At 35.4% G+C, this 21,351-nt stretch carries 19 protein-coding genes; 12 read left to right on the top strand and 7 right to left on the bottom strand.

The window, feature by feature from the left end; genetic code table 11:
- Complete coding sequence (gene glgB / locus BBI01_RS08190) at positions 1–1,941, bottom strand: 1,4-alpha-glucan branching protein GlgB (RefSeq protein ID WP_065394201.1); 1,941 nt, start codon at positions 1,939–1,941, stop codon at positions 1–3.
- Positions 1,942–2,142: 201 nt separating this feature from the next.
- On the opposite strand from glgB, the gene BBI01_RS08185 reads away from it, so the two are divergent.
- The 9 genes from BBI01_RS08185 to BBI01_RS08145 all read left to right on the top strand — a co-directional run bounded on the left by BBI01_RS08185 (position 2,143) and on the right by BBI01_RS08145 (position 11,833).
- Complete coding sequence (locus tag BBI01_RS08185) at positions 2,143–3,264, top strand: alpha/beta hydrolase-fold protein (RefSeq protein WP_065394801.1); 1,122 nt, start codon at positions 2,143–2,145, stop codon at positions 3,262–3,264.
- A 5-nt stretch (positions 3,265–3,269) separates the two neighbouring features.
- Positions 3,270–4,685 (top strand): M17 family metallopeptidase, encoded by a 1,416-nt coding sequence (locus BBI01_RS08180; protein ID WP_065394200.1) that lies wholly within the window; start codon positions 3,270–3,272, stop codon positions 4,683–4,685.
- Positions 4,686–4,826: 141 nt separating this feature from the next.
- Positions 4,827–6,041 carry an ATP-grasp domain-containing protein gene (locus BBI01_RS08175; protein ID WP_065394199.1) on the top strand — a complete coding sequence of 405 codons (1,215 nt, stop codon included), beginning with the start codon at positions 4,827–4,829 and terminating at the stop codon, positions 6,039–6,041.
- Between the two features lie 21 nt (positions 6,042–6,062).
- The gene (locus BBI01_RS08170; protein WP_065394198.1) at positions 6,063–6,776 is read left to right on the top strand and encodes an alpha/beta hydrolase-fold protein; all 714 of its coding nucleotides are present in this window, start codon (positions 6,063–6,065) and stop codon (positions 6,774–6,776) included.
- Between the two features lie 51 nt (positions 6,777–6,827).
- Complete coding sequence (locus tag BBI01_RS08165; protein WP_065394197.1) at positions 6,828–7,781, top strand: ATP-grasp domain-containing protein; 954 nt, start codon at positions 6,828–6,830, stop codon at positions 7,779–7,781.
- Positions 7,782–7,811: 30 nt separating this feature from the next.
- Positions 7,812–8,930 (top strand): carboxylate-amine ligase, encoded by a 1,119-nt coding sequence (locus BBI01_RS08160; protein ID WP_065394196.1) that lies wholly within the window; start codon positions 7,812–7,814, stop codon positions 8,928–8,930.
- Positions 8,931–8,963: 33 nt separating this feature from the next.
- The gene (locus BBI01_RS08155) at positions 8,964–9,797 is read left to right on the top strand and encodes a type 1 glutamine amidotransferase (protein WP_065394195.1); all 834 of its coding nucleotides are present in this window, start codon (positions 8,964–8,966) and stop codon (positions 9,795–9,797) included.
- Positions 9,798–9,992: 195 nt separating this feature from the next.
- Positions 9,993–11,177 carry a hypothetical protein gene (locus tag BBI01_RS08150; protein WP_065394194.1) on the top strand — a complete coding sequence of 395 codons (1,185 nt, stop codon included), beginning with the start codon at positions 9,993–9,995 and terminating at the stop codon, positions 11,175–11,177.
- A gap of 164 nt (positions 11,178–11,341) precedes the next feature.
- The gene (locus BBI01_RS08145) at positions 11,342–11,833 is read left to right on the top strand and encodes a MepB family protein (RefSeq protein WP_228393961.1); all 492 of its coding nucleotides are present in this window, start codon (positions 11,342–11,344) and stop codon (positions 11,831–11,833) included.
- A 116-nt stretch (positions 11,834–11,949) separates the two neighbouring features.
- Here BBI01_RS08145 and cphA read toward each other — a convergent pair whose 3' ends face one another.
- Positions 11,950–14,580 (bottom strand): cyanophycin synthetase, encoded by a 2,631-nt coding sequence (gene cphA / locus BBI01_RS08140; protein ID WP_065394192.1) that lies wholly within the window; start codon positions 14,578–14,580, stop codon positions 11,950–11,952.
- A gap of 197 nt (positions 14,581–14,777) precedes the next feature.
- On the opposite strand from cphA, the gene BBI01_RS08135 reads away from it, so the two are divergent.
- The 3 genes from BBI01_RS08135 (at position 14,778) to BBI01_RS08125 (ending at position 17,202) form a co-directional block, all read left to right on the top strand.
- Positions 14,778–15,668 (top strand): cyanophycinase, encoded by an 891-nt coding sequence (locus BBI01_RS08135; protein WP_065394191.1) that lies wholly within the window; start codon positions 14,778–14,780, stop codon positions 15,666–15,668.
- 357 nt (positions 15,669–16,025) lie between these two features.
- Positions 16,026–16,868 (top strand): isoaspartyl peptidase/L-asparaginase, encoded by an 843-nt coding sequence (locus tag BBI01_RS08130; RefSeq protein WP_065394190.1) that lies wholly within the window; start codon positions 16,026–16,028, stop codon positions 16,866–16,868.
- Between the two features lie 97 nt (positions 16,869–16,965).
- Entirely contained in the window at positions 16,966–17,202 is a 237-nt protein-coding gene (locus BBI01_RS08125) for a YtxH domain-containing protein (protein WP_065394189.1), read from the top strand.
- A 72-nt stretch (positions 17,203–17,274) separates the two neighbouring features.
- On the opposite strand, the gene BBI01_RS08120 is transcribed toward BBI01_RS08125, so the two are convergent.
- The 5 genes from BBI01_RS08120 to BBI01_RS08100 all read right to left on the bottom strand — a co-directional run bounded on the left by BBI01_RS08120 (position 17,275) and on the right by BBI01_RS08100 (position 21,284).
- A complete protein-coding gene (locus BBI01_RS08120) occupies positions 17,275–17,826 on the bottom strand; it encodes a PH domain-containing protein (protein WP_065394188.1) in 552 nt (183 codons plus the stop codon).
- 62 nt (positions 17,827–17,888) lie between these two features.
- On the bottom strand, positions 17,889–18,533 hold the full coding sequence (locus tag BBI01_RS08115; protein ID WP_228393960.1) for a GNAT family N-acetyltransferase: 645 nt from the start codon (positions 18,531–18,533) through the stop codon (positions 17,889–17,891).
- Positions 18,534–18,544: 11 nt separating this feature from the next.
- Positions 18,545–19,393: a PH domain-containing protein gene (locus BBI01_RS22495; RefSeq protein ID WP_123862112.1), complete on the bottom strand. Its 849-nt coding sequence runs from the start codon at positions 19,391–19,393 to the stop codon at positions 18,545–18,547.
- An 11-nt stretch (positions 19,394–19,404) separates the two neighbouring features.
- Entirely contained in the window at positions 19,405–20,289 is an 885-nt protein-coding gene (locus BBI01_RS08105) for a PH domain-containing protein (RefSeq protein WP_083190057.1), read from the bottom strand.
- A 131-nt stretch (positions 20,290–20,420) separates the two neighbouring features.
- Positions 20,421–21,284, bottom strand: a complete 864-nt coding sequence (locus tag BBI01_RS08100) for a PH domain-containing protein (RefSeq protein WP_065394184.1) — start codon at positions 21,282–21,284, stop codon at positions 20,421–20,423.
- Positions 21,285–21,351: the final 67 nt, after the last annotated feature.

Genomic DNA, 21,351 nt, shown 5'->3' with positions numbered 1-21,351 from the left:
TTACCTTTTATATTTGATTCTGTGTAATTTATACTTTTTATCTTTTTTCTGCCTCAAAATAATTCCAGCCAACGGAGGAAGTTTGATGGTCATGAACTTTTGATTCTCTCCTTCATACTTTTCTTCCAGTATCTCTGCTTCTACTCCGCTTCCACTGTATTCAGCTTCATCAGAATTAAAAATCACCTCCCAATGGGTCCCGCTAGAGATTTTTATTTTATAATCCAGTATTTTTGGAGCAAGATTCAATACGGTCATCAAAACATCATCTCTTCTTTTTCCTTTCCTAAGATAAACATAAACTGAGTTTTCAAGATCATCTGCCTCTATCCATTCAAAACCATTTTTTTCAAATTGATTTTCATAAAACGCAGACTCTGTTTTATATAAGTTATTGAGCTTTTTTACCAGATTATGTAATCCTTTATGAACAGGATATTTCAACAGATGCCAATCTAAACTTTGGGTAAAATTCCATTCACTGGTCTGCCCGAATTCATCACCCATGAAAAGCAGCTTTGCTCCCGGATGGGTATACATATAAACATATAAGGTACGAAGATTAGCAAATTTTTGCCATTCATCGCCTTTCATTTTATAGATAAGACTGGCTTTTCCGTGTACTACTTCATCATGAGATAAGGGCATCATATAATTTTCATTATACATATACATGGAAGCGAATGTAAGCTTATGATGATGATATTTTCTGTTAACAAAATCTTCCTTAAAATAATCAAGGGTATCATGCATCCAGCCCATCATCCATTTCATTCCAAAACCTACTCCTCCATCATGTACAGGTTTGGTAAGCATAGGAAAGTCTGAACTTTCTTCGGCAATTGTTATAATACTGTCTCCAAATTCTTTATAAACAGCAGTATTGAACTCCTGTAGAAAAGCTTTGGCTTCAAGGTTTACATTTCCGCCATATATATTAGGTTCCCAATCGCCTTCGTTTCGTGAATAATCTAAATGCAGCATTGAAGTTACCGCATCTACACGTAATCCGTCTGCATGATAACGATCCAGCCAGAACATTGCATTGGAAATCAGAAAAGATTTCACTTCATTTCTTCCATAATTGAAAATATGGGACTTCCAATCAGGATGAAAGCCTTTCCTTGGATCTTCATGCTCATACAAATGAGAGCCGTCAAAACGATACAGTCCATTAGCATCTCCCGGAAAATGAGAAGGTACCCAATCCAAAATAACGCCTATATTATTTTTGTGAAGTTCATCAATCAGGAACATCAGATCCTGTGGTGATCCGAAACGTGAAGTTGCCGCATAAAACCCTGTCACCTGATATCCCCAGCTAGGATCGTACGGATATTCCATTACGGGCATAAACTCTACATGAGTAAAACCCATTTCATTGATATAAGGAACAAGTTTATTTGCAATATCCCGATAATTCAGAAAACGTTTAGGATCTTCTTCATCTCTTATCCATGATCCTAAATGGAGCTCGTAAACAGATATAGGAGCTTGAAGACTATTTTTCTTCCATCGGCTTTCCATCCATTCCTTATCATTCCATTCATACCAAGTGGTAGAAACTAATGAAGCAGCCTGAATATTCTGTTCCCAGCTTAATGCATAAGGATCACTTTTTTCTAAAATTTCACCTCTTGCCGTTTCAATAGCATATTTATATAAGGTTCCCCAGGGGAGCTCATCAATAAAACCTTCCCAGATTCCTGAACCATCCCATCTTGGGAATAAAATATGATCTTTATGATTCCAATTATTGAAATCTCCGATAATGGAAACTTTTTTTGCATTAGGTGCCCAAACTGAAAAATAAACTCCCTGTACGCCATCCTTTTCCACAGAATGCGCACCAAATTTACTATACAGCTTATAATGTCTACCTTCTTTAAAAAGATACACATCATGATCGGTGAAAAGCGTATAGGTTTTAACAGAATTCATCAAGACCAATTTGTATTTATATTTTCCCTGAAACTACGAAAAATACTGACAATAGCGGTTAACTATTCATCAAATAATTATCAAGTTAGTTTCCTTATTTCGTCTGCCTATCAAATATATCATTTTTAAATTCACTTTTTTATGATTCCAAAACAAACTTTTTTATAAATTTAACAAACAATTTTATACTAAACACCTATGATGAGGTTTGAACTTTATACTGAAGAAACAGACGACAGACCAGTATTTATCACCGGAAATTTCAATAATTGGAACCCCAAAGATTATAATTATCAGCTTCAGCAAACAGACTCTAATCATTATTTTATAGAAATCAGCAAACAGGCACTTCCTGATAATATTGAATATAAATTCACCAAAGGTGGCTGGGAAAACGTTGAACTGGATAAGCATGGAAATATAACACCCAACAGAAAAGCAGATAAATCTATAGAAAAGACCGCAAATAAAGTAGAAAAATGGAGATTAAACTGGGGACCTTTTAAGCAAGAATTTTTTCCTACTGCAGAAGTAATTTCTGAAAAATTTTACATCCCACAACTTGATCGTTACCGTAAAATCTGGGCAGTACTTCCTTATGATTATCATACTTCAGACAAGCATTATCCCGTGCTGTATCTTCAGGATGCACAAAACCTCTTTAATGAAGGAAGTGGTTTCGGGAATTGGGAAATTGATAAAAAACTTTCCATTCTTGCAGAATATGGTCGTGGTGACCTCATCATTATTGCGATAGAACATGGAAGTGAGGACAGAATCAAAGAATACATTTTTGATAATGATAATGTTGCTAACGGTTCAGAAGGAAAAAAATACATCCGCTTCATTACAGATACTTTAAAACCTTATGTAGATGTTAATTACCGCACTAAAAAAGACCGCGACAACACAGGAATCGGCGGCAGCTCTCTAGGTGCATTAATCAGCATTTACAGCGGCTTTCTCTATCCTGAAGTTTATTCGAAATTATTAATCTTTTCACCCTCTCTTTGGGTAGAACCGAACAATAATTTTCCGATGATGAATTTCAGAATACCTTTCAAGACAAAAATATATTTATACGGTGGTGGGCAGGAAGGCTCGAAAATGGTCAAAAGAATTCATATTTTTGAAGAATATCTGAAAAGATGGGAGAAAAAGAACCTTTTCGACTTTGAATTCAGAACCAATATCAATCCGGAAGGAACTCACAGTGAATTCTACTGGTCACAGGAATTCCCAAGGGCTATTGAATGGCTGTTTTATGACAATACAGAAAACCCTGTCGAAGTAAAACCACAACAACAAAGCATTAAGAACTAAACGTTATGAAATTAATTAACAAAAAAAATAAAAACTACACTCAGGTTTTCCACTTATTCACAGAAGAAGAATGGACAAAAGCAAGTAAAAATTTCAATAAAAATATTCCCACATTTTTCACCGGAAAAAAACATGAAGTCTTTATCAATGCTCACGAAGAAGGAATTACCTACTTTATCGGATTAGGAAAATCAACTCTACAGAATTTTGAAGTTCAGCAGGTTGCATTAAAATTCTCACAAACCCAAAAGGAAAAGCTACAGGCAGTTCCAACTTTAGTTTTTGCCGATTTCCTGAATGAAAAACAATTTGAAGAATTTGTAAAAGGGCTACTTATCGGAACATATAACTATCCTTTTGAAAAAAATCATCCTTTCTGGAATGCAAAATTTGAACTTCATTTTGAGAATTTAAGTCAGAAAAAACTTGATATCATCGGTCAGAAAGCCGAGGCACTGAGTAACGGACAACTTACCTGCCAAGACTGGATGAATAAGCCTGCCAATCTTAAAAAGGTTGATATTTTCAGTTCATACCTTAAAAATATTGCCAAAAAATATGAATTAAAATATACGGCTTTTAACAGAAAAAAATGTGAAGAACTCGGACTTGGAGCTTATCTTGCCGTTAACCAGGCGAGTGCCCATGATGCAGCATTTACAATTTTAGAATATAAAACTACGGTTAAAAATGCTAAAACATTTGGATTGGTAGGGAAATGTGTTCTTTTTGATACCGGAGGAATTTCCCTGAAGCCATTTGCCAATATGCATTATATGAAATCTGATATGGGTGGTGCAACTGCTGTTCTGGGAACATTAATCTACGCTGCAGAAATGAAGCTTCCGGTTAATATTGTTGCCATTCTCCCCATTACCGATAATGCCATTTCTGAAAAAGCACTGCTTCCAAGTGATGTAATCACCGCGTATAATGGAAAAACAATTGAAGTTCTTGATACGGATGCAGAAGGAAGGCTCATTCTTGCAGACGGGCTTTCCTACCTTGCGAAAAACTACAAAACAGATTTCCTGATCGATCTTGCCACTTTAACGGGAAGTTCGGTAAGAATGTTTGGAGATACCTGCGCAGCAATGTTTTCGAACGATGAAGATTTGAAAAATCTATTAATTAAAACCGGTGATAAAACTAATCAAAGGTTGTGGAATCTGCCTTTATGGGATATATGGAAAGAAGATATACAATCTGATGTAGCAGATTTGAAAAACATGTCTTTAAAACCTGTTGGAGACTGTATCATTGCAGCAAAATTTCTGGAACAATTCATTGAAGATCACCCAAAATGGGCACATCTTGATATTGCTGGTGTTGCCTTTGGGAATGTAGGATATGCGAAAGAAAAAGCAGGCACTGGTTATGGGGTTCAATTATTGATTGATTTAATCGAAAATTATCACTAAAAATTAGTTTATTACAAAAATTCTCTGTATACTTGATTGTGTATTTTTCAAAAGCGCATCATATTTTGTTTTTTAGTATTAATCAAACAATAAAGAAATGCTTTTATTTTTGAAAAATCATTAAAAACTAAAAAACATTATATGGAGGAGAAAATTATAGTATGTATTTCGTGCTATTACAAGGGCTATGATTTCATGGACGAAATGAAGGTGCTTGGTAATAAAATCATCTTAGTAACATCAGAGAATCTTAAAGAAAAAAACTGGCCATGGCATGCCATTGATGAGGTCTTTTATATGCCCGAACTGAAACCCTCAGTCTGGAACCTAGAACATCTGATCCAGGGATTTTCACACCTGATGAAAACAAGAAAAGTAGATGCTGTAGTAGCTCTCGACGATTATGACGTAGAAAAAGCAGCCCTGATCCGGGAGACCTTTCGTATTCCGGGAATGGGACAGACCACTCATCGCTATTTCAGAGATAAACTTGCCATGCGACAAAAAGCCAAAGATTCCGGGATAAATGTTCCGGAATTCACAGCTGTATTCAATGATAATACTGTTAATGAATTTGTAGATAAAGTTCCCGCACCATGGGTATTGAAACCACGGTCGGAAGCCTCTGCATCAGGAATCAAAAAGATTCTAACCAAGAAACAGCTTCACGAGGCATTGAATAAACTTGGTGAAGAACGCCATCTTTTTCTATTGGAAAGCTTTAAGCCGGGAGATGTTTATCATGTAGACAGCCTTACATTCAATAAAGAAATTGTATTTACTTCTTCTTCAAAATACCTGGCTCCTCCAATGCAGGTTTCCCATGAAGGTGGTGTGTTCAGGTCCAAAACATTAGGAAGATATTCTGAAGAATTCAAAGCTCTTGAAGAGATCAACGCTAAAGTGCTTTCCAGTTTCGGACTTCTCAACGGAGCAACGCATACAGAGTTTATCAAAGGAAAAGAGGACGGAAAATGGTATTTCCTTGAAACCTCTTCCCGAGTGGGAGGTGCACATATTCCGGATTTGGTGGAGGCTTCAAGCAGCATTAATATCTGGAGAGAATGGGCAAAAATTGAAGATGCTCTTCTGAGAAATAAAAAATATAGTATTACACCTCCTACAGGATATTATTCAGGATTAATCATTGCCTTAATTAAAGATAAAGAACCGGATTACAGTGATTTTGAATGTGAAGAAGTGGTAAGATTTCTTCCGATAGATTACCATGTCGGAATCGTTTATAAATCCGATGATGCGAAAATTATTGAAGAAAGATTAGATCATACTGCTGAAAAGATTAATGCCGAAATGCTGAATATTCTTCCCCCTAAAAGCAGTAAGCTGAGCAGCTAAGATAACTTTAAAAATATGTCAATGCCATATATAGAACATACAGAATACTACTCCAATATCCTAGGGATAAGTCTGAAAGTAGAGGTAACCGGACATGAAGGACATCCTATCATTATGTTTCCAACCTCGCAGGGACAATATACCCAAAACCATGACTTTCATCTTAATGGAAGCATCAATTGGTTTGTAGAGCAGGGAAAAGTAAGGCTCTATAATATCCAGACCATTGACAGCTGGAGTTTTTATGATGAAAAGATCTCTCCTCAGCAAAGGATAAAAAATTATGAACGATATATACAGTTTCTGATCAATGAATTTATCCCTTATATTCAGAAAATTCATAAAACTCATCGTGTAGCAATAGCAGGAGCCAGTTTCGGTGGATATCATGCTGCTAATTTTGCGTTCAGGTTTCCCGATATCGTTTCTCATCTGTTTTGTCTCTCCGGAGCATTTAGTATAAGGAATTTTATGGATGGTTATTCGGACGATCTTGTCTACTTCAACTGTCCAAGAGAATTTGTAAGAAATGATGAAGCATGGAAGTATAAGCATATGCATATTGTACTAAGTACTTCCGATCAGGATATCTGTAAAGATAAAAATATAGAAATGGCAGAAATTTTAAGAATAAAGGGAATAGACTTCTGGTACGATGAAAGAAAATGGATCGGACACGACTGGCCGTTGTGGAGAATGGTATTTCCAACCTTTATCGGAGCTTATTTTTCTTAAGTACAATTATTAAAATCCAAAAAATACACACCAATTTTAAAAACAAAAATTATGACAAAAAAAGTAGGAATTCTATTCGGTATGGAGGACACATTTCCCTGGGCGTTTATAGATAAAGTAAATGAATTGGGAGGTGGAGATATCGTTGCAGAACCTGTTACCATTGACAAACTTGAACAGGGTGCAGACTATGGTTATGCTGTAATCATCGACAGAATTTCGCAGGATGTTCCCTTTTACAGAGCATATCTGAAAAATGCAGCACTTAACGGTACTTATGTCATCAACAATCCGTTCTGGTGGAGTGCTGATGAAAAGTTTTTCAACAATGCCCTGATGAGCAAACTTGGAATTCCATTGCCTAAAACAGTCTTACTTCCATCACATGAAAGACCAACCAATACATCAGAGACTTCTTTCAGAAACCTGAAATTCCCCCACGATTGGGAATATATATTCAATTACGTAGGGTTTCCTGCCTATATGAAACCTCACGATGGTGGAGGCTGGAAAAATGTTTACAGAATAGAAAATCCTGATGATCTTTGGAATAAGCTCGGAGAAACAGAACAATTAGTAATGATGGTTCAGGAAGAGATTATCTTTGATGATTATTACAGAGTATATTGCCTGGGCAGAAAATATGTTCATATCATGCCATATGAACCTAGAAATGCACCTCATTTAAGATACGCAACCACTCACCAGACAGAAGGAGAAGAGCTTGAAAAACTATTGAAAACTATTCATGATTACACAATTACAATGAATGAAGCATTAGGATATGATTTCAATACCGTAGAATTTGCAGTAAGAGACGGTATCCCTTATGCCATCGACTTCTGTAATCCGGCTCCCGATGCAGACAGAAATTCTGTAGGTGAAGAGAATTTTGCATGGATTGTAGAACATGCAGCAAAACTAGCGGTAGAAAAAGCAAAGGAATATGTTCCGGGAAAACCCAATATTACTTGGGGAACCTTTGTGAAGGATTCCATAAAATAACATTGAAAAAAAATTAAAAAACACAACACAATGCATCAGTTTACTATTGGAATCGAAGAAGAATATCAGATCATTGATGTTCAGAGCAGAGACCTTATTTCTCATGTTTCAAAGATCATTGAAGGCGGAAAAGCCGTTTTAAGTGAAAATTTAAAACATGAAATGCATGAATCCATGATTGAAATGGAAACCGGAATCTGTCAGAATATCCAGGAAGCAAGAGCTGAATTAACCAGTTTAAGAAGGCATCTGATCAACATCGCTCACGAGCAGGGATTACGCGTTTCCGGAGGTGGCACCCACCCTTTCTCGCATTGGTCTGATAATAATATCACTCAAGGGGAAAGATATGTCAAAATTGTTGATGATATGGGAGATGTAGCACGCGAAAATCTTATTTTTGGGCTTCATGTACATATTGGAATTCCTAACCGTGAAGAAGGCGTAAGAATCCAGAATGTAATGCGTTATTTCCTTCCCCATGTGTATGCTCTTTCCACCAATTCTCCGTTTTGGATTGGAAGATATACAGGCTTTAAATCTTACAGACAGGAAATTTTTGTGAAATTCCCGAGAACCGGTATTCCCAGTTACTTCAACTCATTGGCAGAATTTGACAGCTACGTGGATCTTCTCATAAAAACAGGAACTATCGACAATGCCAAGAAAATCTGGTGGGATTTACGTGTTCATCCGTTCTACCCTACTATTGAATTCAGGATTTGTGATATGCCTTTAAGAATTGATGAAACGGTATGCCTTGCCGCAATCATGCAGAGCTTAGTGGCTAAAATCTATAAACTTCATCAGCAGAATCTAAGCTTCAGAAGTTACAGAAGACTATTATTGAACGAGAACAAATGGCGAGCATCCAAAAGCGGCATTGAAGCACATCTGATTGATTTTGGAAAAGAAGAATCTGTACCATATCCACATTTATTAAAAGAACTTTTGGAATTTATAGATGATGTTGTAGATGATCTTGGATGCAGAAAAGAAGTTGAATACGCCTGGAAAATCCTTGAAAACGGAACCGGTGCAGACCGACAGCTCAGAATCTTCAAAGAAACTGGTGATCTCACCAAAGTTGTAGATTATATGATCTCAGAAACTGAGTATGGCATAACACATGGCGAACCTGCTTCATAATATTTTTGGTAACTTTACAAAAAATATGATGTAATGAAAGATATTCGAATTGCTCTGCTGGACATGAACAACAACCATGTTAATCAAGGCTTTAGGAACATTAAAGAAATTTCTGAAGCATTTCAGCAGAACTCTGAAGAAAATGTCATCATCAAGACATTTGATGTGAGGTTTAAAAATGAAATGCCGGAAATGGGAGACTTTGATATTTTTATTTCTTCAGGCGGACCTGGTACCCCACACAGAGAAGGTCTTGAGTGGGAAAACAGGTTTTCCAATTTTTTAGATACCGTTTTTGAACATAATAAATATAACGAGAATAAAAAATATCTGTTTCTGATTTGTCATTCATTTCAATTAGCAAGCATTCATTGGAATTTAGGAAATATCTGCAAAAGAAAATCCTATTCCTTCGGTGTAATGCCTGTTCACAAAACTGATGAAGGTAAAAGTGAATTCTTATTTAAAAACCTTCGGGATCCTTTCTATGCGGTAGATTCCCGTGCTTATCAATTCATTGAGCCGGATCATGAACGTTTTGAAGAACTTGGAATGACGATTATGGCAATTGAAAAATTCCGCCCTCATATCAATCTGGAGAGAGCTGTAATGGCAGTTCGCTTTTCAGAAGAGATATTCGGTACTCAATTTCATCCGGAAGCCAGCCCAGAAGCATTGATTGAAAATCTGAAAGACGATAAAAACAAAGAAGCAATGATCCAGAATTTTGGAATGGAAAAATATCTTGAAACAATGGACAGAATTGATGATGAAGATAAAATTATCCTGACCAGAAATCAAATTCTTCCAAGGTTTCTTCAATTTGCGAAAAAAAACATTTTGCAGGAAGCTGAATCTTTGGCTTAATACCTTCTACAAAAGTCTCAAAAGTGTAACACTTAAGTTTTGTTGAAAATCTTTGATTTTCATTGGATGTAAGCTTATTATAAAGCGTTTTATATTCTTAAAAATAAAAACTTTTGTGACTTTTGTGGTTAAATCATTTACAATATCAAAATCGAATGTCATTGTTCGATTTTTTACCATCGCAAAAGAAAAACTATGATCCCAAAATACAGGAAACAATTTAACAAGGAGTTTTCAGATGAAAAATATAAGCAGCTTAAGGACATTTTAGCACAGAAAAGCGGCGTGGAGGCTGCTTTCAGAATCTCGGAGAGCCCTCTTTTTCTGACCAAAGAATTTGAAAATAAATTACTGGATGCAAGCGAAAGTATCATCAGTCAGATCAAAGCACTTCCTACTGAGCTTCTTCAAAAAGCTGTTCCCGACAATTGCCAAGTTCCTAATGATACGGATCAACCTCATTTTTTTACCATAGATTTTGGGGTATGCAAAAACGAGAATGGAGAAATTGAGCCACAATTGATAGAATTACAGGCTTTCCCTTCATTATATGCCTTTCAAAAAGCTTATGAAGATACTTACTGTGAAGTTTATCCTTTTCTTTCGGATATTCGAAATACTATGTCCCATGAAGCTTTTAGGCAACATTTACAAGATGTCATTGTGGGTGATGAGAATCCTGAACAAGTTATTCTTCTTGAGATCTTCCCTGAAAAACAGAAAACAGCAATTGATTTTGCTTTAACAGAGAAATTATTAGGCATAAAGACTGTTTGCCTTACCAAAATAAAGAAAGAAGGTAAAAAACTTTTTTATGAAAATAAAGGTAAACGAATAGAGATTAAAAGAATCTACAACCGCGTTATTTTTGATGAATTGGACAGAATTCCTGATCTTGTTACTGAATTTGATTTTCGGGAAGAAGTTGAGGTTAAATGGATTACTCATCCCAACTGGTTTTTTAAGATTTCAAAGTTTCTTTTACCGTTGTTACAACATCAATTTGTTCCAAAAAGCTACTTTCTACATGAATTCCCGGAGAATGAAAACCTTGAAGATTTTGTATTAAAACCTCTGTTTTCATTTGCTGGAAGTGGTGTCAATTTGAATCCGACAAAGGAAATTACAGACGCTATCAAAGACAAGGAAAACTATATTTTACAAAGAAAAGTAAACTACGAGCCTATTTTTGAGGATATTAACGGTGACTTTGCAAAAGCAGAGATTCGTTTGCTATACGTCTGGAAAGAAAATGAAGATCGCCCCATTCTATTGGAAAATCTGGGAAGAATGACGAAAGCAGCCATGGTAAATGTTGATTTCAATAAAAAAGATGCCATCTGGATTGGAAGTTCTAATGCTTTTTTTGCAGAAGGATAAATGAAGTGAAGATTGTACCTTATTAAAACACTCCGCCAAAAATTCTTTGAATTTTGCCACCTTTCCAGCAGAAGTAAATTTCCACACATATCAAAAGGTAGCCTATCTGAACAGATTAGGATCAACTACTTTGGATTTGCCAACCAACTTTAAACAAGAATATAGTGAATGTAAAAACCATCGAAGAACAGCTCTTCCAGCCCCTTGGATTGAAGTGTTCAAATATTGAAGAAGATAAAGAATGCAGAGAATACTCAGGTTTTAATTTTACTGTAAATGATTGGAATATAAAATTTCGGATTTCAAAAATAACACCTACCAAAACGGGACAGTTTGTAACGATCTGGAAAAGAAATGAAAATGGAGAAACAACTCCTTTTGATATCGCTGATGATATTGACTTTTATTTCGTTGCTTCTTTTAAAGATAATCTTTCAGGGATATTTATTTTCCCTAAAAACATTTTATTGGAAAAAGGAATTTTATCTAACGAAAAAAAGATAGGCAAACGAGGAATAAGAGTTTATCCAGCTTGGGATAAAACAGAAAGCAAACAAGCTCAAAAAACTCAGGAATGGCAGACCCAATACTTTCTGACATTTTCCGAAGATCGGGATGCTGTACTCCAGCAAGCTAGAAAATTGCTGAAGATCTAAATTCTCAAAACAAAACTTTTATTTATATAAATAAAATCTGCAAAATATTCTCAGAATTTATAAAAAACGGCTGCACTACAAAGTACAGCCACTTTATTTATTTCAAACTTAGATTTTTACAGATTCTTTTCATCTTCCAGCAATTCTCTTGCCTGATATTCCTGAACAAGATCAATGGCATTAGAAATCACATCACTTAAAGCCGTGATAAATGTTCCTTCTTCTGCCATTCCAATAGCATGTTTCAGCGCTTCTATTTCCTTAGGAATAATCTCATAGCTTACGTCTTTTCCTGAAGCCTGCATTCCATCAATGATTAACCCATTGATTTCTTCCTCGGTTCTTCCCCGAAGATGCTTCTCATTTCGGATGATAATATGATCAAACATCCTTCCTGCGATTTTTCCGCACTCTCTGATGTCGTTATCACGTCTGTCTCCTACACCGGAAATAATACCTATTTTCTTTGTTGATTCTACATTTTTCAGATAATCTTCAATGGCTTCATAGCCTGAAGGGTTGTGTGCAAAATCAATCAGAACTTTAAAGTTTTTGAATTTAAAAACATTCAGTCTTCCCGGAGTAAGCTGTGCACTTGGTATAAATGTTCGTAAAGAATTTGAAATATCTTCAATTCCAAATCCATGAAGATAACTTGCAAGGCTGGCTGCCAGTACATTTTCTATCATAAATCTGGCTTTTCCTTCCATTGTGATCGGGAAATCTTTGGCTTTTCCAATTCTGATCTTCCAATCTCCTTTTTTAATGGTTACAAAACCTTCTTCGTACACACAAGTAATTCTTCCTTCTTTCGCAAATTTTACGATATGCGGATTATTTTCATCCATACTGAAAATTGCAACATTACAGTCGAGATCTTTTATAATCTTCATGGAATATTCATTATCAGCATTCAGTACGCTCCATCCGTTTTTCTTTACGCTGTCCAGTACCACTCGTTTTACTTTGGTAAGGTCTTTTAAACTGTGAATATCATTCATTCCTAAATGATCCTCTTCAATATTGGTAAGTACACCGATATCGCATTGTGAAAATCCTAATCCGGAACGTAAAATTCCACCTCTTGCCGTTTCAAGAACAGCAAACTCTACCGTAGGATCTTTTAAAATAAATTCTGCTGAAATTGGTCCTGTAGTATCTCCTTTTGACAACATAGTATTTTGAATATAAATACCATCGGAAGTCGTGAAACCTACTCTATAACCATTGCTTTTTACAATATGAGAGATCAATCTTGTTGTGGTTGTCTTACCGTTCGTACCCGTTACCGCAATAATTGGGATTGTGAAAGGCTTTCCTTGCGGGTATAACATATCTACAACCGGAGCAGCAACATTCCTTGGTAATCCCTCGCTTGGAGCTAAGTGCATTCTAAATCCCGGAGCGGCATTAACTTCTATAATAGCCCCACCACTTTCTTTTAAGGGTTGCGTAAGGTTTTCAGCCATGATATCAATACCGCAGACGTCTAATCCAATGATCTTAGAAATCCTTTCTGCCATTGTAATATTCTCAGGATGTACCATATCGGTTACATCAATGGAGGTTCCTCCAGTCGAAAGGTTAGCCGTAGACTTCAGATAAACCACTTCTCCTTTTTGCGGAACCGTTTCGAGACTATACTGAAGTTTATCTAAAAGTTCTGTAGTATCTTTATCTATATCAATCTCTGTAAGGACATTTTCATGACCATAACCTCTTCTTGGGTCTTTATTTTCTTTATCAATAAGTTGCTGGATATTCAATTCTCCGTCCCCTATAATATGAGCGGGAACTCTTCGTGCAGCAGCTACCATTTTATTATCAATTACCAATACTCTGAAGTCGTATCCTGTAATATATTTTTCAACAATAACTTTTCTTGAATATTTCTGTGCGTGCTCCAGCCCTATTTTAGCAGAATCCCAGTCGTTAACATTAATGGAAGACCCTTTACCATGATTACCATCCAAAGGTTTTAATACAATAGGATACCCAATTTTTTTAATGACATTATTAAGCCCTTCTTCATCCACAATCAGATCACCAATAGGCACCGGAATTGCAGCATCATGAAGCATTCTTTTTGTTAATTCCTTATTACATGCAATATCTACAGCAATAGAACTTGTTTTCCCAGTGATCGTTGCTTGAAAACGCTGTTGATTCACTCCATATCCAAGCTGTACAAGTGAGTTTGTCCCCAATCTTATCCATGGGATTTTTCTGGAAACAGCTTCTTCCACAATACTTCCTGTAGACGGACCAAGACGAACGCGCTCTCTGATTTCTTTTAGTTTTTGAATACAGGCATTCAAATCATACTCTTTCCCTTCAATTAATGCTTCTGCAATCTTTACAGCTTCTTCTGCAGCGTAGATTCCCACATTTTCTTCAAGATAATTGAATACTACATTATACACTCCGGGAGTTTTAGTTTCACGGGTTCTGCCGAAGCCTACATCCATTCCTGCAAGAGTCTGTATTTCCAAAGCGATATGCTCAATGACATGTCCCATCCAGGTACCCGTCTCCACTCTATGGAAAAACCCGCCTTCCACTCCTTCCGAACATCGGTGAGTGATCAATGACGGAATCAATTTTTCTATTCTTTCCCTGAATCCATCAATTTTATTAGTGGGATAATTTTCCATTTCCTCAAGGTCTAATCTCATCTGGATCAGCTTCTTTCGTCTGATACTCCAGATATTAGGACCGCGTAGTGCCTGAATCTTTTCGATTTTCATAGTCTATTGGCATTTTAACAGTTAACAATAACTTATTTTACATTCAAATATAATATAAAACCCAAAACAAAACCACATCAAGTTTAAAGATTTGCCAAAAAAGAATTAATTTTAATTAACATTCCTAAAAGATTAAAAATCAACTAAAGATGGCATGAATTTCGCCAAACATGTTAATTATTTTTTAATTTTGTACCATGACGAAACCTGTTGGAAAATTAATAGTTATCGGAGGAGCTGTAAATAAAGGAAGCTTTGCAGAAACCGATTATGATCAGAATATTGAAAAAAACCTTAACTTTTTTGAGCGTGGGATTTTACGAAAGATCATCAATGAATCAAAACATAAGGAAAATTCTGTGATTGAAATCGTAACTACCGCTTCTCAGATTCCTCAAATCGTAGGTACCGAATATAAAAAAGCTTTTGAATTCCTGGGAGCTAGAAACGTCAACATTCTTGATATTCATAACCGTGAGGAAGCCAATTCTGATGCTATGGTTGCAAGAGCCAATGCTGCGGATGTAATGATGTTTACGGGTGGAGACCAGCTGAGACTGACTTCTATTCTCGGAGGTACCAGGTTTCATGATACTATTCTATTAAAATATCAGGAGCAGGATTTTATCTATTCCGGAACTTCTGCGGGTGCTGCGGCAGCCTCTGAAAATATGATCTATCAGGGAAGCAGCTCGGAAGCTTTATTAAAAGGAGAAATTAAAACTACGCAGGGGCTAGGTTTAATAGATAATGTTATCATTGATACACACTTTGTACAAAGAGGAAGAATTGGACGTCTATTCCAGGCTGTCGTCAATAATCCGCGAACATTGGGAATCGGACTTGGAGAAGATACGGGACTTTTCATTCATAATGATGTGATGACTGCTGTAGGTTCAGGGCTTGTCATCCTTGTAGACGGAAGATTCATCAAGGATACCAATCTTACGAATATCAACCTTGGAGAACCTATCTCTATTGATAACTTAACGGTACATGTAATGTCTATGAATGATCATTATGACCTTACAACCAAAACGCTGACCATTGAGAATTCACAATTCAATCCAATTCCACAGGATAAATAGACTAACTTATGTAACTATATAAACGGAACCTCGGTTTCGTTTTTTTGTGTTTTTAATTCACTTCTTTGATCAAAACAGACAATATAATAAGTTTTGGCTAAAGCCAATGGAATTTAAATATTTCATTTATTGAGCGGACTAAAGCCCGCCCCTATTGATGTTGATATCCGGATGGATAATCATTATGGCTATAGTTGTTTAACGACAAGATCTTTTATCTTTTATCTTTTATCTTTTATCTTTTATCTTTTATCTTTTATCTTTTATCTTTTATCTTTTATCTTTTATCTTTTATCTTTTATCTTTTATTTATAAATTACCTTCGTAAAAATATTTATCAACTCTCATTTACATTTTATGAAAATCATCATTCATGGAGGCTTTTTCTCGGAAAGCGACCAAAGCCACGAAGTAAAAACAGCCAAACAAAACTCTTTAAAGGAAATTGCTGAAAAAGCATTTCAGTATCTTCAAACTCACTCTGCCTTTGATACAGTTGCCTATGCCGTTTCTTTGTTGGAAGATGATCCTTTATATAATGCAGGAATTGGTTCACAGATTCAAAGCGATGGTGTTATCCGAATGAGTGCAGCCATCATGAATGGAGAAACTCAAAAGCTGAGTGGAGTCATTAATATTCAGAATGTAAAAAATCCTGTTTTTGTAGCAAAAGACCTTATTGATGAAGATGATAGAGTTTTAGGAGGAAACGGAGCAAAGAAATATGCTACAGAGCATGGATTTGAAAATTTTTCTACAGAGATCCCACAAAGAAGAAAAGAATATGAAGCAAAGCTGAACAACGGCGGAAAAGGAACAGTAGGCTGTGTTGCTATTGATAAAAATGGAAAACTAGCTGTTGCTACGTCTACAGGAGGTAAAGGTTTTGAAATTCCGGGAAGAATTTCGGATTCTGCCACTGTTGCCGGAAATTATGCCAATGAATTCTGTGCAGTCAGCTGTACGGGTGTAGGCGAAGATATTGTAAGCAATGCTACTGCTGCGAAAATAGTAACCAGAGTTACGGACGGAATGAGCCTTGAGACAGCTTTCGGTAAAACATTTGCTGAGCTTAAAGCTATTGATGGGTTTGCGGGAGCTATTGGTATTGACAGAAATGGAAATGTATATCATCAGGATTCTTATCCTACTATGGTTTTTGCCAGTTTTGACGGTGAATTTTTTGAAGTCTTTTCTTAATTTTAACATTTTTTTATAATTCTACACAATTTTTTGGCACGTATTTTACATGATTAGTAATAACAAATTTTAATATTAATTCATAAAAATAGAAATCATGGGAAACAAAACAAAAGGCGTATTAGCTTTACTAGGTTTAGGTGCTTTAGCTTATTGGAAATATAAAAACTCATCTCCTGAGGACCAACAAGCTGTAAAAGATAAGATCAATACAGCAAAAGATAATCTTAACAAATGGGGAAATGACCTTAAGAGTAAAGCCAATGATGTTGCTTCTCAGGTTCAAAATAAAGTAGACGAAGCGAAAGGAAAGGCTGAAGATTCTTTAAGCTAATAAATAAGAGTAGTTTTTTTAACATTCATATATAGAAAAAGTCATCGAGTAGTTACGATGACTTTTTTGCTTTTATATTTTATCTTTATTTAATTTTTCTAGTAGTACTTTCTTTTGTTCACTAAATTCCTGTTCACTTAAAACACCATTTTCTTTTAATCTCCCAAGCTGTTCCAATTGGTCTAAAACAGTAGGTTCTGAAATCTCTGGAAAATATTCTTCAGGACGAGACATGAAGTCTCTTACTTTTTCACAAAACAGTTCTGCTTCATATTTACCTACTCCATCAATCTCTACAAGGTTATCAGACACCTGAATATCTATGGAGGCAAGCATTATACCTGTTTCGTATTGTATTGAACTTATTTTACTGTAAGAAAAATCTTCTACTTTTAAACCGTACATGAATTCTTTATCAACGAAAATAAGCCTCCTGTCAGTAGCGACTAAGATGATATGATGAGTAGTGATTTTATTTCTACCTTCAACGAGGTAAACAATTTTCTCTTCTGCCGAAAGAATTTCGGGAAGTTCCCGGATCTCTTTTCTTGCAAAAAATGTTGGATTAATGTCTAACTTCTCAAGTTGATCTTTTATTTCATCTAATCTGGATCTTTCACTCATAGCAATAGTTTTATGTTCCTAAATTACTGTTTCCTGACGAGAAAATAATTTAAATCAAAAAATTAAGTTTTAAAAGCAGGAATAACTACCGAAGTGTATAAGCTGTAAACCTTCCACCCTAAAGCTTCATATAAAAGCTTCCCTTCTTCGGTGGCAACAAGAAAATTTTTGAAAATATTCTTTGACACTGCATTTTTTTCCAATTCTTTGATGATAAAGGAAGCAAGACCTTTTCTTCTGTGATTTTCTTCCGTCACTATTCTATCATAGACTGCAATATCATCTACAAAAATAACTCTTCCAATTGCTGCCTGTTCGCCTTTTGGGGTAATAATTTTTACAATGAACATATAATCTTCATTACTATATTCTACAATGTAACCTTCCGGAAGATTTAATTGCTGAATATTCATTGGATGAGAACAGTTCATCATATATCCTTGCGGTTGTAATTGCCATTTTTCAGGGATATTATTTATAAATAGATCTGGTCCTGAACAGACTTTCAGATAAATCCAAGGTTCATCAATAGTATGGGAAAGCTGAAAGAAATCTTTATTAGGTTCAGAAAATATATAACGTTCTTTTTGTTTTTCATCACCTACTTTCACTTTAAACCCTGATTTATATTGAACAGGTAAAGACAGGTTTCTAGATAAGGACCATGCTTTCAGCCATTTTTCCAATAAATCTGAAGAAACTTTCACAATGATAGGTTTTATTCAAGTTGTTCCAGGAGTTTTCTTTTTTGCTCTGCAAACTCTGCATCCGTCAGGATTCCGTTTTCTCTTAATTTTCCAAGTTTTTCAAGCTGTGCAAAGACTTCACCGGAAGGAATTGGATTCGTTGTAGCAGTTTGCTTTGGTTGGGCTTTCTGTTGTACAGAAGGTTTATTATAAATAGGTCTTATAATATCATAGAATTTTTCAGCATCTTCTTTGTCCATATAACATTCAAATTCTACTACTCTTTCTTCCAGATGAACTTTAATTATGGGTGATCTCGGATCTGTTACAAAGCTTACAGACTTAATGACATCATTGGGAAAATCATTAATTTTTGCAGATCCGAACATTGATTTTGATACGGAAAGCAATCTTTTATCAGTTGCCACTAAAACTCCGGCATCTAAAGTATTTTTAAACTGAGCGTCTGTAATACCAATCATCTTTTCATCTTCCGGAATAAGGTTGGGAAGTTCTTTAATTTCCCCTCTTGTGAATGCAGAAAGGTTGGCATTCAAATTTTCCAGTTCATTTTTTATTTTTCTCTTTCTTCTTTTATAAACTTCTTTTGAAACAATTTCTGTCTCAGCATTCACAGTCATTGGGAGATTTTCATCTTTCAAAATAACAGGCTGATTCTGCTCTGTTCTCCTATTCTCTACAATGTTAACAATATCATCGATACTGAACTTACTAAGATTATAAAGCACTTCTTGATTGATATAGCTTATTTTATCTAAACATTTATTGCATAAAATCCCTCCATCTGACAGCTTATTTTCTCCCAGAAGTGTATCCATAGACGTTAATTCCGTTCTACACAATGAACAATTACTACTCATTTTTATATTTTTTATAATTTTCCAAGCAATTTTTTCTTCTGCTCTTCAAATTCTTCGTTTGTTAAAATTCCTGTTTCTTTTAATTTCCCAAGCTTCTCAAGTTTCTCAAAGACAGCTATTGTTTCATCTTTTTTTGAGATGTCTTCTGCTGCCTGATTAGATTCTGGTCTTTCTTCTGATGAGCTCCTAGGTCTGTTTATGTAACCTTGTATTGATTCATAAAAGTTTTTTGCGGCATTCCTGTTGTATAGTTTGAACTCTGCTTTTACGCCATCCTTTGTAAATAATTTCAACTCGGAAGAAATCAGCCCGTAACTATGTTGTACAGAAACAATTTTATCATGTGAAAACTCACCTTCAGATATACTTCCTAAAAGATTTTTATCAATAAAAATAACCCGTCTTTCTGTTGAAACTAAAATTCCTTCAAGATTATTGTTCAGATATTTTCCTTCGGCAACGGCAATAAGCTTTTCACTATTATCCAAAACATTTGCCAACTCATTTACTTCAGTGTTTGCAGAAATACTGAGTGAGGTATTTAAAGCTATAATCTGGTCTTTAATTTCATCAAGCCTTGTAGGCTCTTTTCTACTATTAACATTAAGCTGAAAAGAGTGTGAGAATGTCACCACTGTTCTGGATATGGACTCTTTTACTACAGGTTGTGCTTCAACCTCTTCCTCTTCTTCTTCTACAATACTTTCTCCCAGTACTATATCTCTTACTTCAGCCAGATTGTAATTGATCAGATTATACACGAGATCTTTATTGATTCCGGTTGCTTTATTCAGGCACTTATTACACAGAATACCGCCATCCGACAGTTTATTTTCTCCCAAAACTGTATCCATGGACGTTAAAGGTATACCGCACAGAGCACAATTTGTGTTCATTTTAATTTTTATGTTTAAAAGTTTTACAATAGAGCAGAAAATACGCTCCGTTTTGTATCATAAAACAGCACAGATGATGATACAATAAAAGTATTCAAAATCATTATTCTCTGATCTGCTAAACTTTATTTTTAAAGTCGTTCTAATAATTTTGCTTTCTGCGATGAAAATTCTTCTTCACTTAAAACACCCATTTGTCTTAATTTCCCCAGCTTTTCCAATTGTTCAAAAATAACTTCTGTTGATTCTTTTGGGCTACCAGCTGTATTTTGTGGTGTTGAAGCCTGAGTATTCTGATAGAATGATTGAGGCTGTGCAGGTTGCTGATAAGTTGATTTTACAGGTTCATTAATCTGCCCGTTTACAATAGTACAGAAAGCTCTTCCGTCACTTTTATTATGAAGTTTAAAATCCGCAGTACCTCCTCTAGTATTAATCCTCAATACTGAATACAAAAGGTTTTCCGCCTGATCTACGGATATAATATTTTGATGTGTAAATTCATTTTTCACTACTCCACCAAGGAATTTTTTATCCATGAAAACCACTCTTTTCTGCGTTGAAAAGAGAATTCCTTCCCTACTGCTACTCATATCGATACATTCTGCAATAGCGATCAGCCTTTCATCTTTATCGAGAACTTTATCCAGTTCATTCACTTCTTCATTAGCCAGTACACTAAGTCTGACGTTCAGGGCTACAATCTGATCCTTAATTTCATCTAATCTTGTAGGAGCATCATATTCGTAACTATTGGTAGTTCCATATTGAAAACCGCCGGGATTTTGGCTTGCATCAATCTTACTTTTAAGAAGCATTCCATTAATTTCAGCAAAATAAAACTGATCAAGAGTATTGATAAGGTCTCTATTGACGGAAATGGCTTTGTTAAAACATTCAGCGCATAAATAACCGCCATCAGCAAGTTTATTCTTTCCTACAAGCATATCTGTAGATGTAAGCGGTGTTCCGCACAATGCACAAATCATATTCATTTGGTCTTTATGTTTAAGTTTTTATTATATCGATCCCAAATTACAAATTCTGAGCCGATTTCTACCT

This window comes from Chryseobacterium artocarpi (genome assembly GCF_001684975.1).
In the GTDB taxonomy this organism is placed as follows: Bacteria; Bacteroidota; Bacteroidia; order Flavobacteriales; family Weeksellaceae; genus Chryseobacterium; species Chryseobacterium artocarpi.
Note: the sequence above shows the minus strand (reverse complement) of the source record. Positions and strands in the feature narration are given on the sequence as shown.